The organism is Agromyces sp. P2_B3 (genome assembly GCF_056404815.1).
The window spans coordinates 247,966-261,381 of record NZ_JBFUDH010000003.1 but is presented as its reverse complement, the minus strand read 5'-3'; the positions used below and the strand labels follow the sequence as shown (position 1 = coordinate 261,381).

General features: G+C 73.5%; 12 protein-coding genes. 10 read left to right on the top strand and 2 right to left on the bottom strand.

The annotated features are described in order from the left end of the window. The 3 genes from AC1DZA_RS06840 to AC1DZA_RS06830 are packed head-to-tail and all read left to right on the top strand — an operon-like array spanning nucleotide 1 to nucleotide 2,897. On the top strand, nucleotides 1-777 hold the full coding sequence (locus tag AC1DZA_RS06840) for a lysophospholipid acyltransferase family protein (protein ID WP_309979295.1): 777 nt from the start codon (nucleotides 1-3) through the stop codon (nucleotides 775-777). Further along, entirely contained in the window at nucleotides 770-1,906 is a 1,137-nt protein-coding gene (locus tag AC1DZA_RS06835; protein WP_476762687.1) for an NAD(P)H-dependent glycerol-3-phosphate dehydrogenase, read from the top strand. Before AC1DZA_RS06840 ends, AC1DZA_RS06835 begins: the two co-directional genes overlap by 8 nt. Further along, on the top strand, nucleotides 1,806-2,897 hold the full coding sequence (locus AC1DZA_RS06830; RefSeq protein WP_476772164.1) for a D-alanine--D-alanine ligase family protein: 1,092 nt from the start codon (nucleotides 1,806-1,808) through the stop codon (nucleotides 2,895-2,897). The genes AC1DZA_RS06835 and AC1DZA_RS06830 overlap by 101 nt, the downstream gene beginning before the upstream one ends. Here the strand turns inward: AC1DZA_RS06830 and AC1DZA_RS06825 are convergent. Beyond that, entirely contained in the window at nucleotides 2,894-3,394 is a 501-nt protein-coding gene (locus AC1DZA_RS06825; RefSeq protein WP_476772163.1) for a DUF3515 domain-containing protein, read from the bottom strand. The two genes, AC1DZA_RS06830 and AC1DZA_RS06825, sit on opposite strands and share 4 nt — an antisense overlap. Before the next feature lie 24 nt (nucleotides 3,395-3,418). Between AC1DZA_RS06825 and thiL the strand changes: the two genes are divergently transcribed. Next, complete coding sequence (gene thiL / locus AC1DZA_RS06820) at nucleotides 3,419-4,417, top strand: thiamine-phosphate kinase (protein ID WP_476772162.1); 999 nt, start codon at nucleotides 3,419-3,421, stop codon at nucleotides 4,415-4,417. On the opposite strand, the gene AC1DZA_RS06815 is transcribed toward thiL, so the two are convergent. Further along, nucleotides 4,387-5,004 carry an RsmD family RNA methyltransferase gene (locus AC1DZA_RS06815; protein ID WP_476772161.1) on the bottom strand — a complete coding sequence of 206 codons (618 nt, stop codon included), beginning with the start codon at nucleotides 5,002-5,004 and terminating at the stop codon, nucleotides 4,387-4,389. The two genes, thiL and AC1DZA_RS06815, sit on opposite strands and share 31 nt — an antisense overlap. A gap of 78 nt (nucleotides 5,005-5,082) precedes the next feature. Here AC1DZA_RS06815 and AC1DZA_RS06810 point away from each other — a divergent pair, with 78 nt between their 5' ends. The 6 genes from AC1DZA_RS06810 to AC1DZA_RS06785 are packed head-to-tail and all read left to right on the top strand — an operon-like array spanning nucleotide 5,083 to nucleotide 13,410. Further along, entirely contained in the window at nucleotides 5,083-5,904 is an 822-nt protein-coding gene (locus AC1DZA_RS06810) for a tetratricopeptide repeat protein (protein ID WP_476772160.1), read from the top strand. After that, nucleotides 5,901-8,105: an ATP-dependent DNA helicase RecG gene (locus AC1DZA_RS06805; RefSeq protein ID WP_476772159.1), complete on the top strand. Its 2,205-nt coding sequence runs from the start codon at nucleotides 5,901-5,903 to the stop codon at nucleotides 8,103-8,105. Before AC1DZA_RS06810 ends, AC1DZA_RS06805 begins: the two co-directional genes overlap by 4 nt. A gap of 51 nt (nucleotides 8,106-8,156) precedes the next feature. After that, complete coding sequence (gene coaD, locus AC1DZA_RS06800; RefSeq protein ID WP_159606486.1) at nucleotides 8,157-8,648, top strand: pantetheine-phosphate adenylyltransferase; 492 nt, start codon at nucleotides 8,157-8,159, stop codon at nucleotides 8,646-8,648. After that, nucleotides 8,645-9,682, top strand: a complete 1,038-nt coding sequence (locus AC1DZA_RS06795) for an AAA family ATPase (RefSeq protein ID WP_476772158.1) — start codon at nucleotides 8,645-8,647, stop codon at nucleotides 9,680-9,682. The genes coaD and AC1DZA_RS06795 overlap by 4 nt, the downstream gene beginning before the upstream one ends. Before the next feature lies 1 nt (nucleotide 9,683). After that, complete coding sequence (locus tag AC1DZA_RS06790; protein ID WP_476772157.1) at nucleotides 9,684-11,093, top strand: DUF58 domain-containing protein; 1,410 nt, start codon at nucleotides 9,684-9,686, stop codon at nucleotides 11,091-11,093. Beyond that, the gene (locus AC1DZA_RS06785) at nucleotides 11,056-13,410 is read left to right on the top strand and encodes a transglutaminase TgpA family protein (protein WP_476772156.1); all 2,355 of its coding nucleotides are present in this window, start codon (nucleotides 11,056-11,058) and stop codon (nucleotides 13,408-13,410) included. The genes AC1DZA_RS06790 and AC1DZA_RS06785 overlap by 38 nt, the downstream gene beginning before the upstream one ends. Nucleotides 13,411-13,416: the final 6 nt, after the last annotated feature.

Sequence of the window (13,416 nt, the reverse complement as noted above, 5' to 3'; positions counted from 1 at the left end):
GTGCCCCACCATCCTCCGGCGTCCGACGCTGCACTGAAGCCGCGTTCCGAGAAGCGGCGACCCTCGTTCTTCTGGTTGCTCGCCGTGCTCGTCCTCCCGCTGTTCAACCTCGTCGTGCGCTTCCGCTTCCACCATTCCGAGCGGATGCCGCAGGCCGGCGCCTTCGTGCTCGCGCCGAACCACTACAGCGAGATCGACCCCGTCGTCATGGGCGTCGTCTGCTGGAAGCTCGGTCGCGCGCCGCGGTTCCTCGCCAAGGCGTCGCTCTTCAAGAACCCCGTGCTCGGCTGGTTGCTGCGCACCTCCGGCCAGATCCCCGTGGAGCGGGCGGGCAGCAAGAGCCATGCCGCCCTCCGCGCGGCCGAGGATCTCGTGGCGAAGGGTCGCATGGTCGTCGTCTACCCCGAGGGGTCGCTGACGCGCGAGCCCGACCTCTGGCCGATGCGCGGCAAGACGGGCGCCGTGCGCATCGCGCTCGAGCGCGACATCCCGATCATCCCGGCCGCGCACTGGGGCACGCAGGAGCTGCTGCCGCGCTACGGCAAGAAGCTGAGCCTGTTCCCGCGCAAGACGATCGACGTGATCATCGGCGAGCCGCTCGATCTCAGCGCCTACCGCGGAAAGCCGCTCGACCAGGCGTCGCTGCTGAAGGCGACGGGCGAGCTCATGGACGCGATCGCCGGCCTCCTCGCCGAGGTGCGTGGCGAGCCGGCGCCGCCGGAGCGCTGGGATCCTGCGGCCCACGGCCAGAAGGAGACGGGGCGACTCGATGGCTAGGGCGTCCGCGAAGAAGGCGCCCGGCAAGCGCGTCGCCGTGCTCGGCGCCGGCAGCTGGGGCACGACGTTCGCGAAGATCCTCGCGGATGGGGGCGCCGACGTCGTCATCTGGGCACGCCGGCCAGAGCTCGCCCGCGAGATCCAGGAGGGCAAGCGCAACAGCGACTACCTCCCCGGCATCAACCTGCCGCTCGGGCTCCGCGCCACGAGCCGCCTCGACCTCGCACTCGCCGGCGCCGAGCAGGTGTACGTGTCGGTGCCGAGCCAGGCGCTCCGCGACAACCTGAAGATCGCGGCGCCGCACCTCCATGCCGAGGCGACGGTGGTGTCGCTGATGAAGGGCGTCGAGAAGGGCAGCGGCCTGCGCATGAGCGAGGTCATCGCCGAGGTGCTCAGGATCGACGAGTCCCAGATCGCCGTGATCTCGGGGCCCAACCTCGCGCTCGAGATCGCGAAGGAGCAGCCGACGGCGGCGGTCGTCTCGTCGACGAGCCTCGAGACCGCCCAGGCCGTGGCATCCGTCGCCCGCAATCGCTACTTCCACTCGTTCGTGAACACCGACGTCATCGGCACCGAGTTCGGCGGGGTGCTGAAGAACCTGATCGCGGTCGCGATCGGCATCGTCGACGGCGCGGGCTACGGCGAGAACACGAAGGCGTCGATCATCACGCGGGGCCTCGTCGAGATGACGGACTTCGCGGTCGCGTTCGGCGCGCATCCCGAGACGCTCTCGGGCCTCGCGGGTCTCGGCGACCTCATCGCGACGAGCCAGTCGCCGCTCTCGCGCAACAACACCGCCGGGCGACTGCTCGGCCAGGGCTACCACCTGAACGACGTGGTGAACCAGATGCAGCAGACCACCGAGGGCCTCGCCTCCGTCGCGCCGATCCTCGAGCTGGCGCGCGCCAAGGGCGTCGAGATGCCCATCGTCGAGCAGGTGCGGCAGGTACTGGCCGGCACGCTCGACCCCAAGGACATCGCACCGCACCTCACGACCGACGACGAGCCCCAGGGCGAAAGGACATTGGATGGACAAGCTCAGGGTGGTTCTCCTGTTCGGCGGGCGCTCAAGCGAGCATTCGATCAGCTGCGCAACAGCGGGAGGAGTGCTCCGGGCGATCGACCGTGACCGCTACGAGGTGATCCCCGTCGGGATCACCCGCGACGGCGCGTTCGTGCTCGAGGCCGACGACCCCGATCGGTTCGCCCTCGATCCCGAGCACCTCCCCGAGGTCGTCGACAACGGCACGCGCGTGCGCTGGCCCGAGAGCACCGCGTCGCGGGCGCTGACGGTGACGGATGCCGCGGGCGAGCGCTCGCTCGGCGACGTCGACGTGGTGTTCCCGATCCTGCACGGCCGGTTCGGCGAGGACGGCACGGTGCAGGGCCTCCTGGAGCTCGTCGGCCTGCCGTACGTCGGCAACGGCGTGCTGTCGTCGGCGATCGGCATGGACAAGCACGTCACGAAGACCGTGCTCGAGGGCGCGGGCATCCAGGTGGCGCCCTGGGTCACGCTCACGCGTGCGGGGCTGGCATCGGACCCCGAGCTCTGGAAGCGCAGGGTGCACAGCCTGGGCCTGCCGGTGTTCGTGAAGCCGGCTCGGGCGGGATCCTCCGTCGGAGTGAGCAAGGTCGCGGACTGGTCCGAGCTGCACGAGGCGCTCGACACCGCCTTCGCGGAGGACCGCACCGTCCTCGTCGAGTCGGCGGTGGTCGGCCGCGAGATCGAGTGCGGCGTGCTCGAGGGTCGCGAGGCGGGCGAGGTTCGCGTGAGCGTCGCGGGTGAGGTCGTCGTCACCGGCCGAGACTTCTACGACTTCGAGGCGAAGTACCTCGACGCGCCCGGCGTCGACCTGATCTGCCCGGCCGATCTCGGCGACGGCGAGCTGTTCGAGCTGCAGCGGGTCGCGCGGCGGGCGTTCGAGGCCATCGGGGCCGAGGGGCTGGCCCGCGTCGACGTGTTCCTCACCGACGACGGCTACGTCGTCAACGAGGTCAACACCATGCCCGGCTTCACGCCCATCTCGATGTTCCCGACCTGCTGGCTCCAGACGGGCCTGAGCTACCCCGAGCTCATCGACGAGCTGATCCAGGTCGGCAAGGCCAGGGGCGCCCGCTAGCCGGCGTCGTCGAGGCCGACGCAGCCGCCCTCGGCGGGGATGACGCCGACGGCGGCCGAGAGGTCGGAGATCGCGGTGGTGCCCGAGACCGCGTCGTTGTCGATGAGCACCTCGACGGTGGGCGTGCGGCCGTAGGTCGTGAAGAGGTAGTTCGGGGCATCCGACTCGTCGATGACCCAGTCGACGCCGTCGACGCTGACGCAGCGGTCGGTGGTCGGGCCGAGCGGCTCGACGCCGCATCGCAGCAGCACGGACGCGGGCTGGCCCCACGCGCCGGTGCCCTGTGCGTCGGTGTCGCGCTTCTCGAGCCCGGCGACGGTGTCGGGCAGGCGCACGACCACGGCGGCGCAGTCGGGGTCGCTCGCCGACGGAGCTGCGTCGAACGCGACGGCCTGGCTGCATCCGGCGAACGCGACGGTCGCGGCGAGGGCGAGACCGGCGGCCAGGGCGACGCGCCGCAGCCCGCGGCGCGAGGGGGAGGCGTCTGGGTGGGGCATCCGGATCAGGCTACCGTGAGTGGCATGGAACGAGCTGCGCGCCCGGCTGAGGCCACCGTCGGCGAACTGGGCGAATCGGCCGTGCTGGCGCGCATCCTGCCGCGGCTGGCACCAGGGGATGCGGCGCTCCTCGGCGCGGGCGACGACGCGGCCGTCGTGGCGGCGGCCGACGGGCGCTTCGTGGTCACGACCGACCTGCTCGTGCACGGACCCGACTTCCGCCTCGCGTGGTCGAGCCCGTTCGAGCTGGGCTGGAAGGCGGCCGCCACCAACCTCACCGACGTCGCCGCGATGGGCGCGCGACCGACCGCGCTCGTCGTCGCGATCGCCGCGCCGCCGACGACACCCGTGTCGGTGCTCGAGGACATCGCGGAGGGCATGCGCGCGGGCCTCGCCGCGCTCGCGCCGGGCGCCGGCGTGGTGGGGGGCGACCTTTCGGCCTCCGCGGTGCTCACGATCGCCGTGACGGCCTTCGGCGACCTCGAGGGGCGTGCGCCGATCCTCCGCTCGGGCGCCCGCGTGGGCGACGTCCTGGCGCACGCCGGCGCGCGCGGCGACGCGGCACGCGGTCTCGCGCTCCTGTTCGCCGAGGGGGTGGATGCCGCGGGCGAGCCCGATCCCGACCGCGCTGCCGCGGTTCGCGCCCGGCATCCCGAGCCCGTGCGGGCCCAGCTGGCACCCGCACCGCCGGTGTCCGCCGGCGTCGCCGCCGCGATCGCCGGAGCCACGTCGATGCTCGACGTGTCCGACGGGCTCGCGCGCGACGCGCGTCGGGTCGCCGAGGCGAGCGGGGTGTCCCTCGACTTCGACGGTGCCGCGCTCGGCCCAGACCTGCGAGTCGCGCTGGCCGGGGCAGAGGACCACGGGCTCCTCGCCACGTTCCCCGCCGGGGCGCAGCTGCCCGCGCCGTTCGAGCCGATCGGTCGCGTCGTGGCCGGCGACGGCGAGGTGCTCGTCGACGGCCGCGTCGCCGGCGCGGAGGGGTGGGACCCCTACTCCGGCTGGGACGGTCGCGCCGGCTGATCGGGATCGGGCGGCGCGGGGGCCGGAGCGCGCTCGGCCCACCACAGGGTCGTCTCGCCGTAGTCGCGGCGCCGGTCGGGCACGATGCCCGCGGGCCAGGCCGGCTCGGGAGAGCGGGAGCTCCGTTCGACGACCACGATGGCGTGGCGGGAGAGCAGCGGCGCGAGGAGCGCGAGGTCGTGGGCGAGCGCCCCCTCGCCGAGGTCGTAGGGCGGGTCGATGAACACGAGGTCGAACCCGCCCGAGGCGGTCTCGAGGTACGAGGCCACGCCGCGTACGACCACGCGGATGCGGGGGCCGGCCCCGCGCATCGCGCGCCCCACCGCGTCGGCGTTCCGCCGGCACACGTCGGCCGCGGGCTTGGCCTTCTCGACGAGCACGACCTCCGCGGCGCCGCGCGAGGCGGCCTCGAGCCCGAGCGCGCCGGAGCCGGCGTAGAGGTCGAGCACGGCCGACCCGTCGATGGCGTCGCGGGACTCGAGGGCGGAGAAGATCGCCTCGCGCACGCGGTCGCTCGTGGGCCGCGTGCCGGAGCGCGGCACGGCGAGGGTGAGCGAGCCGGCGGATCCGGCGATGATGCGGGTCATGCTCACGGCAGCATATCGACGCGGACGTGCGGTGTCATGCCCGCGCGAGGGCGCCTCCGCCGCTGCCATGATGGAGGGGTGGATGACTCGACCGACCAGGTGCCCGCCGAACCGTCCCGACACCGCGGGGACGAACAGCAGATGATCGACCGCCTCTGGGACTTCAGCGACCCGGCGGCAAGCGAGGAGCGGTTCCGGGAGGCCGCCGACGACGACACCCATCCGGCCCATGTGCGCGCGGTGCTCGCCACCCAGCTGGCGCGCGCGCTCGGCATCCAGGGCCGCATCGCCGAGGCGCTCGCGGTGCTCGACGCCGTGGCCGCCGAGGGCATCCCGGCCGAGGACCCCGAGCGCGACGCGGCCGAGGTCAGGGCCCGCGTCGCGATCGAGCGGGGCCGCATCCTCGCCGCTGCCGACCGGCGTCCCGAGGCGGTGCCCGAGCTCACCCGCGGCGTGCGCGAGGCCGCCCTCGCCGGGTCGCCGTTCCTTGTGCTCGACGCCCTGCACATGCTCGCGCTGAACGATGAGGGCCACGAGGAGGAGTGGGCGGCCGAGGGCCTCGACGTGCTCTCGACCTCACGCGACCCCCGCGTGCTGCGGTGGGGGGTCGCCCTGCACAACAACCTCGGCTGGACGATGCACGACGCCGGCCGCGCCGACGCCGCCCTCGCGCAGTTCGAGCAGGCGGTGGAGTCGGCCGACCGCTACGGCACCGCCGAGCAGCAGCACGTCGCCCGCTGGTCGGTCGCCCGGTGCCTGCGCACGCTCGGTCGCACCGAGGAGGCGCTCGACCTGCAGCGCGAGCTCGCCAGGGCACGCCCCGACGACCCGTACGTGCAGGCCGAGCTCGCCGAGCTGGCGGGCGCCGAGTCGGCAGGGGAGCCTACGATCGAGGCATGACGGCCGAAGGAGCGGATGCCGCTGGCGCCGGCCGGTTCACCCTCGACACCCGGCTCACGGGCGCGCTCGGTGGGCGCACGGCGCAGGCGGTGGAGCGCGCGTTCGGCTACCGCACGGTCGGCGAGATGCTGGGCCACTACCCGCGGCGGTACGCGCTCCGGGGTGAGCTCACGGCGCTCGCCAGCCTCCCGCTCGACGAGAACGTCACGATCGTCGCCGAGGTGCTCGAGGTGCGCGTGCGCGAGATGCGCCAGCGGCGCGGCTCGATCCTCGAGGCGAAGATCTCCGACGGCACCGGCATCCTGACGCTCACGTTCTTCAACCAGAAGTGGCGCGAGAACGACCTGCGTCCCGGGCGCCGCGGCATCTTCGCGGGCAAGGTCGGCGACTACCGGGGAAACCGGCAGCTTGCCCACCCCGACTACGAGCTGTTCGACGACGAGACGCCCATCACGGCGGATGCCGCGGCGGCCAAGCGCTGGGCCGAGGCGCCCATCCCCATCTACCCGGCGACGAGCACGCTCGCGAGCTGGCAGCTCGCCAAGTCGATCGAACTGCTGCTCGACGGCCTGGGCGAGGTCGACGATCCGGTCCCCGCCGCCGTCCGCGCGGCGCGGTCGCTCCTCGACCAGCGGCGCGCGTTCGAGGCCATCCACCGCCCCGAGGTCGAGGCCGACTGGAAGGCCGCGCGTCGCACGCTCCGCTTCACCGAGGCGTTCGTGCTCCAGACCGCACTGCTCCTGCGCCGAGCCGAGCTTCGTGCGCACTCGACGACCGCGCGGCATCCGTCGCCCGGCGGCCTGCTCGAGCGGTTCGACGCGTCCCTGCCGTTCACGCTCACGGGCGACCAGCAGTCCGTGGGGGCGGAGATCGCCGACGACCTCGAGCAGCCGGTGCCGATGAACCGGCTCGTGCAGGGCGAGGTGGGCTCGGGCAAGACGGTGGTCGCCCTGCGCGCCATGCTCGCCGTGGCCGACTCGGGCGGGCAGTCGGCGCTGCTGGCGCCCACCGAGGTGCTCGCGGCCCAGCACCTGCGCTCCATGGTGCGCATGCTCGGCCCGGAGCTGTCTGCCGCGCTGGTGCCGACCCTGCTGACCGGGCAGCTGGCCACCGCCGAGCGGCGCAAGGCGCTGCTGCGCGCTGCTGCCGGGCAGTCGCGCATCGTCGTGGGCACGCACGCGCTCATCGGCGACAACGTCTCGTTCGCCGACCTCGGCCTCGTGGTCGTCGACGAGCAGCACCGGTTCGGCGTCGAGCAGCGCGAGGCGCTGCGGCTCAAGGGGCAGCACCCGCCGCACGTGCTGGTGCTCACCGCCACGCCCATCCCGCGCACGGTGGCGATGACGGTGTTCGGCGACCTCGACGTGTCGACGATCCGCGAACTGCCCGCCGGGCGCGCCGGCATCGAGTCGCACGTGGTCCCGCTCGCCGACCGGCCGGGCTGGCGGGCGCGGGTCTGGGAGCGCCTGGCCGAGGAGGTGGAGCTCGGCCGTCAGGGATTCGTCGTGTGCCCCGCGATCGAGGCCAAGGTCGCCGAGGACGACGGCGAGCCGGCCGAGGGAGGCGACGCGTCCGAGGGCGCCGGCCCCGCGGCATCCGTCGCGTCGGTGCTGGCCGAGCTCACCGCGCACCCGCGGTTCACGGGCACGCGGGTCGCGCCGCTGCACGGCCGCATGAGCGCCGACGAGAAGGATGCCACGATGCGCGCGTTCGCAGCGGGCGACCTCGACGTGCTCGTCGCCACCACCGTCATCGAGGTGGGGGTCGACGTGCCCAACGCGAGCGCCATGGTCGTCGTCGACGCCGACCGCTTCGGGGTGTCGCAGCTGCACCAGCTCCGGGGCCGCGTGGGCCGGGGGAGCGTGCCCGGGCTGTGCCTGCTCGTCACCGCGGCCGAGCAGGGCTCGCTCGCACGGCAGCGGGTCGAGGCCGTGGCGGCGACGCTCGACGGGTTCGAGCTCGCCCGCGTCGACCTCGAGCTCAGGCAGGAGGGCGACGTGCTCGGGGCCGTCCAGTCGGGCGGCAGGTCGTCGCTGAAGCTGCTCCGCGTCGCGCGCGACGGCGACGTCATCGCCGATGCACGCGAGCTCGCGGCCGAGGTGCTCGACGGCGATCCGGGCCTCGACGGGCATGCGGCGCTCGCCGCTGAGGTGCGGCGCCGGGTCGACGCCGAGGCCAGCGGATTCCTGAGCAAGGGCTGAGACTCTGGATCGGCCCTTTCGCGCCGAGTTCCGCGCACTACGCTGGTGCGTATGCAGCGGATCGCCGTCGTCCCAGGATCATTCGACCCCGTCACGCTCGGCCACCTCGACGTCATCGGGCGGGCCGCGGGGCTCTACGACGAGCTGCATGTCGTCGTGGTGCACAACCCCGACAAGTCGGCCCTCCTGCCGATCGCGCAGCGGGTCGCGCTCATCGAGCGCTCGATCGCCGACGCCGGCATCCAGGGCCGCATCGTCGTCGCGTCGTGGAGCATGGGGCTCCTGGTCGACTACTGCACGGACGTCGGCGCGACGGTGCTCGTCAAGGGCATCCGCTCGCAGATCGACGTGGCATACGAGACGCCGATGGCGATCGTGAACCGCCACCTGGCTGGCGTCGAGACCGTCTTCCTCCTCCCCGACCCGGCGAACGCCCACGTGTCGAGCTCGCTCGTGCGACAGGTGTCCGCCCTCGGCGGGGACGTCGCGCCCTACGTGCCCGTCGCCGTCTCCGACTACCTCCAGGCGGCGATGACGACATGACCGAGGCGGCTGTGACCCTCAGTGGCGCCGGCGACGCGGCCGACGTGCCCGAGCTCGCGATGGGCATCGACGAGGTGGGGTCGCGCGCGGCCGCCATCGTGCAGAACGTCGAGACCGTCATCGCCGGCAAGCGCGACGCCATCACCGCGGCGCTCACCGTGCTGCTGGCCGAGGGCCACCTGCTCATCGAGGACGTGCCCGGCGTGGGCAAGACGATGCTCGCCAAGGCGCTCGCCCGCTCGGTCGACAGCACGGTGAGCCGCATCCAGTTCACGCCCGACCTGCTGCCGAGCGACGTGACGGGCGTGTCGGTGTTCGACCAGGCCAGCCGCCGCTTCGAGTTCAAGCGCGGGCCGGTGTTCGCCAACATCATCATCGGCGACGAGATCAACCGCGCGAGCCCCAAGACGCAGTCCGCCCTCCTCGAGTGCATGGAGGAGCGACAGGTCACGGCCGACGGCACGACGTACGTGCTCGAGCCGCCGTTCACCGTCGTCGCCACGCAGAACCCGGTCGAGATGGAGGGCACCTACCCGCTGCCCGAGGCGCAGCGCGACCGCTTCATGGCGCGCGTCTCGATGGGCTACCCGTCGCCTGCCGACGAGATCGCCATGCTCTCCCAGCGCGAGACGTCGAGCCCCCTCGACCGGCTCGGGCCGGTCGTCACGCTCGCCGAGCTGCGCGACATGATCGCGGCGGTGCAGCACGTCTTCACCTCCCAGCCCGTCAAGGAGTACGCGGTGCAGCTCGCCCGCGCCACTCGCGAGGATCGACAGCTGCGGCTCGGCGCAAGCCCCCGCGCGACCCTGCAGCTGATCCGCGCGGCGAAGGCCCACGCCGCCATGCACGGACGCGACTTCGTGCTGCCCGACGACGTGGACGCGCTCGCCGTGCCCGTGCTCGCCCATCGGCTCGTGCCCACGAGCCGGGCCGTCGGCTCGCACGACCGCGACAGCGGGCCGCTCATCGACGCCATCGTGCGCCGCATCGTGGGGGAGACGCCGGTTCCGGTCGGCAGCGCACGAAGGAACTGACATGTCCCGCCCGCGTCCCCTTCGCGTCTCGGCCTGGCCGCGACTCACGCGTCGCGGGGGCACGCTGGTGGTCGTCGGCGTGGCGCTGCTCGCGGTGTCGCTGTGGTTCGACCTGCGCGACATCCTGCTGCTCGCGTTCGTGGGCATCGCGATGCCCGCCGCGGCCGCGGTGTTCGTGGTCGTGCGCACGCCGCGGCTCGCGGTCACCCGGGCGTTCGCGCCACCGGTGGTGGCGGCCGGGGGCTCGACGCGGGTGTCGCTCGTGGTCAAGAACCGCGGACGGCGCACGTTCGACGGCGCGCACTGGCGGGACACGGCGCCCGAGGGCGTGACCGCGCCGCCTGAGGCCATCCTTCCGGCGATCGGCCCGTACGAGGGGGTGCTCCCGTCGGGCGACGACACGGTTCGCCTCGAATACCGGCTCCGGATGCCGCGGCGCGGCGTCGTGTCAGTCGGACCGCTCCGCGTCGGCATCACCGACCCGTTCGGACTCGCTCGCATCGACCGCGAGATCGGCACGGGACACGAACTGGTGGTGACGCCGAGGGTCACGCCCCTCGAGGCCGCGCTGGGCAGCGCCGCGTCCATCGACGGCGTCGTGCACGGCCTGCAGCGGCGGTCGCATCCGAACTCCGACGAGCTGATCGCTCGCGAGTACCGCTACGGCGACCCGCTGCGCCGCGTGAACTGGGCGGCCACGGCCCGGCGCGGCGAGCTCATGGTGCGCGAGGAGGAGCAGCGCGGCGATCCCGAGGCGCGCATCCTGCTCGACACGACGATGTCCGGGCGCCCGCACGTGTCGTCGCTGCGACGCGAGCACGACGATCGTCCGCATCACGCCTTCGAGCTCGGCATCGAGGTGGCCGCCTCGATCGGCGTGCACCTGCTCGAGCGCGGGTTCCAGGTCCGATGCACGCAGATCGCCGACCCCGAGCGCGGCGTCGTGCCTGGCAGCGCCCTTGACGGCGGCTACCGGATGCCGGGCGGCGATCGGGTGCTGCTCGAGGACCTCGCGCGGATCGATGAGCCCGGGCGTGCCGCCCCGCACGCGGATGCCGCGACGGCGGGTCGGGAGTCGCACCCCCGTGCGCGGGAGGCGCGAGCCCCGGGTTTCGCCGTGCTGGTGGACCCCGACGATCAGGACGCCGCCAACCTGGTGGCGCTGCGGCCCGCGTTCGAGCCCGCGGTCGCCTTCGCCGCCGAGACCACGTCGAGGCGGGTGCTCGACGTGCTCGAGGAGGCCGACTGGCGCATCGTGCGGGTGCGCAGGCCGGGCGACATCGGCGACGCCTGGGCCGGGGTGGCGGTCACGGCCCGGGGCCACGGGTCGGCCGCGACGGCGCTCGACGCCCGCGACGGCCTCGGCGACCGGGATGGCGCAGCGGACGGTGCGGTGGACCATGCGACCTGAGCCGGCTCCACTCTCCCGCTCACAGCGCCTCGCGCTGACGCTGGCCTCCTTCCTCGTGCTCGTGATCGCCACGATGGCCCTTGGCCCCCTCATCGCGGGCAGCGGCTGGTGGTGGCTGTGCGCGTTCGTCGCCGCGGGCACGCTCTTCTCAGGCTTCGGACTCCGGGCGCTTCGCACGCCGCCGTCGCTCGTGCCGGTGCTCGAGGCCGGGGTGCTCGTGCTGCTGCTCACGCTGCTCTTCGGCGGCTCGACGAGCTTCGCGTTGCTCATCCCCACCCAGGGCACGTTCGAGACCTTCGGTGAGCTCCTCGGCGGTGCGCAGCGCACGATCGAGCAGCAGGCGGTGCCGGCGATCACCGTGCCGGCGCTGTCGTTCGCGCTCGCGCTGGGCGTCGGCGTGCTGGCCATCTTCATGGACGTCCTGGTGCAGACGCTGCGGATGCCGGCGCTCGCCGCCGTGCCGGCGCTGGTGCCCATCCTCATCCCCGGCTTCATCATCGAGGCCGGAGCGGAGCTGCCCACGCTCGTGCTCACGGCCGCGGCCTATCTCCTGCTCCTCCGCGTCGACGTCCGAGTGCGTCGCAGGGCCCGGCTCGACGCCGGGGACGAGGGCACCGACGTGGCCACGGTCATCGCGCCCAAGCGCGTCCCCATCGTCTCGACGCTCGGCGCCTCGCTCGGGCTCGCCGCCGTCGGACTCCTCGCCGCATCGGTGCTCGCGGCGTCCACGCCGAGCATCTCCACGAGCCTGCTCCTCGGCTCGCCATCGCAGGGCACCCTGTTCGCCCGGGGCGTCAGCCCGTTCATCGACCTCGGCCGCGACCTCCGTCGCCCCGAGGCGAGCCCCGCGTTCCACTACCTGGCGCGCGATGGCGACCGACCCTACTTCACGCTGCTCACCCTCGACCGGTTCGAGGGCGAGGTGTGGAGCGCGACCGAGCGCGCGGTCGACGGCGACAACACCGTCGACGCGCTGCCGCGCCCGCGCGGGCTCTCCCGCGCGATCGAGACGTCGGAGCATCCGATCGACATCGTCATCGACGACGTGCGCACCACGTGGCTGCCGGTGCCGTATCCCACCTCGAGCATCGAGGGCCTGGCGGGGTCGTGGTTCTGGGAGGACGACTCCCTCACGGTGCGGAGCGTCGACGCCGACACCGACGGGCAGCGCTACCGGGTCACGCGCCTCGACGTGGCGCCCACCCCGAAGCAGCTGCGGGAGGCCGACCCCGACGTGCCGGAGAACCTCGCGCCCTACCTGGCGCTGCCCGAGGAGATGCCGGCGATCATCACCGACACCGCGGCATCCGTCACTGCCGAAAGCGCCTCGAAGTACGATGCCGCCGTCGCGATCCAGGCGTACCTACGCGGCGTCGACTTCGACTACTCCACGGACGCTCCAGTCGAGGAGGGCTTCGACGGCGGCGGCTTCGACGTGATCGCGAAGTTCCTCGAGGTGAAGGAGGGCTACTGCGTGCACTTCGCCTCGACGATGGCGGTGCTCGCCCGCGAGGTCGGCATCCCCGCCCGGATCTCGATCGGGTACACGCAGGGCTCGCCGACCGAGGAGCGCGTGGAGGGCGTGCAGCGCGTCGAGGTCGACTCCCACGACCTGCACTCGTGGCCCGAGCTCTACTTCGACGGCATCGGCTGGGTGCCGTTCGAGCCGACGCCGGGCCGCGGCCTGGTGCCCGACTACTCGCGTCCGGGCGCAGGGGAGGAGCGCGGCCCCAACCTGCCGAACGCGGCGACCTCCACGCCCGGGGCGGGCGACCGATCCGACCTCGATCCCGATCGCGGACTCGCGGGTCCGGCCGGCGGCGCCCTCGCCTCGGCGGGCGAGTGGTGGCTCCGAGGCGGCGCGTTGGCGCTCGTGGTACTCGTCCTCCTGCTCACGCCGGCCGCATTCCGGCTGAGCCAGCGGATGACCCGGCGCGGCCGCATCCGGCGAGGCGAGCGACCCGCGGATGCCGCGTGGGACGAGCTCGTGGCCACGGCCCTCGACCTCGGCGCGGGCGGCGGCGACGCCGAGACCGCCCGCGCGTTCGCCGCGCGGATCGGGCGACGGGAGGCGTTCGCTGCCGATCCCGACCTGCAGGCGGCACTGCTGCGCCTCCGCGACGCCGTGGAGCGCGCACGGTACGGTCCCGCACGGGCAGCTGCCGATCAGCAGCTCGCCGACGACCTGGGCGCCGTGCGCGCTGCGCTCGTGTCCGACGCGAGCGCCGGCGAACGGGCGAGGGCCCTGTTCGCACCCCGCTCGCTCTTCGATCGCGTGCGGAGGGCGCTCGGCGATCGCACTGCGGCCGGGGCGTAGAATCGT

Bases quoted from the DNA above. Each gene is read 5' to 3' on its own strand.
- AC1DZA_RS06805 (WP_476772159.1), top strand. From the start codon at position 5,901: ATGACGGCCGAAGGAGCGGATGCCGCTGGCGCCGGCCGGTTCACCCTC.
- AC1DZA_RS06790 (WP_476772157.1), top strand. From the start codon at position 9,684: ATGTCCCGCCCGCGTCCCCTTCGCGTCTCGGCCTGGCCGCGACTCACG.
- coaD (WP_159606486.1), top strand. From the start codon at position 8,157: ATGCAGCGGATCGCCGTCGTCCCAGGATCATTCGACCCCGTCACGCTC.
- AC1DZA_RS06835 (WP_476762687.1), top strand. From the start codon at position 770: ATGGCTAGGGCGTCCGCGAAGAAGGCGCCCGGCAAGCGCGTCGCCGTG.
- AC1DZA_RS06815 (WP_476772161.1), bottom strand. From the start codon at position 5,004: ATGACCCGCATCATCGCCGGATCCGCCGGCTCGCTCACCCTCGCCGTG.
- AC1DZA_RS06795 (WP_476772158.1), top strand. From the start codon at position 8,645: ATGACCGAGGCGGCTGTGACCCTCAGTGGCGCCGGCGACGCGGCCGAC.
- AC1DZA_RS06785 (WP_476772156.1), top strand. From the start codon at position 11,056: ATGGCGCAGCGGACGGTGCGGTGGACCATGCGACCTGAGCCGGCTCCA.
- AC1DZA_RS06825 (WP_476772163.1), bottom strand. From the start codon at position 3,394: ATGCCCCACCCAGACGCCTCCCCCTCGCGCCGCGGGCTGCGGCGCGTC.
- AC1DZA_RS06830 (WP_476772164.1), top strand. From the start codon at position 1,806: ATGGACAAGCTCAGGGTGGTTCTCCTGTTCGGCGGGCGCTCAAGCGAG.
- thiL (WP_476772162.1), top strand. From the start codon at position 3,419: ATGGAACGAGCTGCGCGCCCGGCTGAGGCCACCGTCGGCGAACTGGGC.